Annotated in this window: 1 protein-coding gene; it reads left to right on the top strand. The window is 68.1% G+C overall.

The window, feature by feature from the left end:
* Positions 1 to 94: 94 nt before the first annotated feature.
* Positions 95 to 865, top strand: a complete 771-nt coding sequence (locus E1284_RS40925; RefSeq protein ID WP_131945471.1) for a transposase family protein — start codon at positions 95 to 97, stop codon at positions 863 to 865.
* Positions 866 to 884: the final 19 nt, after the last annotated feature.

The following is an 884-nucleotide window of genomic DNA, read 5'->3' as shown; positions in this document are numbered from 1 at the left end:
GGCTTGTTGCGGTAGGCGGATCCGGTCGGTGACGCGGCGAGGCCCCTGGTAGATGCGAAGTCGACCAAAACAACCGCACTGCCAGGAGCCTCTGGTGCTGTTCTACCGCGCTGCGCTGGATCTGTCGTCCTCTACCCGTACCTTCGTGGCCGATCTCATCACCGGCCACCGCCACCGGATCGGATCGCGGTGGCGAGCACTGCCGCCGGCCCGCCAAGCGCTGCTGGTGCTGGTGCACCTGCGCTGCAACGAGACCTTCGAACGCCTGGCCGCCGCGTTCAAGGTCGGCACGGCGACCGCGCACCGCTACGTCACCGAGGTCATCGCCCTGCTCGCCGAACTGGCGCCCGACCTGCGCGAGGCGATCCGGATCGCACAGCGCAAGGCGTTCGTCATCCTGGACGGCACCCTCGCGCCGACCGACCGGCTGTCAGGCGCAGGCGACCGGCTGTACTACTCGGGCAAACATCACCGGCACGGGGTGAACATCCAGTTCCTCACCGACCCGCACGGACGGCTGATCTGGGCCTCGCCCGTGCTGCCCGGATCGACGCATGATCTGACCGCCGCCCGCGCCCACGGCATCATCGATGCCCTCACCAGCCGCGCGATCGCCTGCTATGCCGACAAGGCCTATGCCGGGGCCGGCGGCGCGATCGGCACCCCGTACAAACGCAGAAAGCACCGCAAGCTCGGCAAACGCAAGAAGCTGTTCAACCGCCACCACGCCCGCGTCCGCGCCCTGGGCGAGCAAGGCGCCGCCACCCTCAAACACTGGCGCATCCTGCGGAAGGCCCGCTGCTCACCGTCCCGCCTGACCGCCATCGTCCAAGCCATCCTCACCCTTCACCACCAGGCCACATGAAGTTGGAAATGGCTCACTG

The organism is Actinomadura bangladeshensis (genome assembly GCF_004348335.1).
Lineage (GTDB): Bacteria > Actinomycetota > Actinomycetes > Streptosporangiales > Streptosporangiaceae > Spirillospora > Spirillospora bangladeshensis.
Note: the sequence above shows the minus strand (reverse complement) of the source record. Positions and strands in the feature narration are given on the sequence as shown.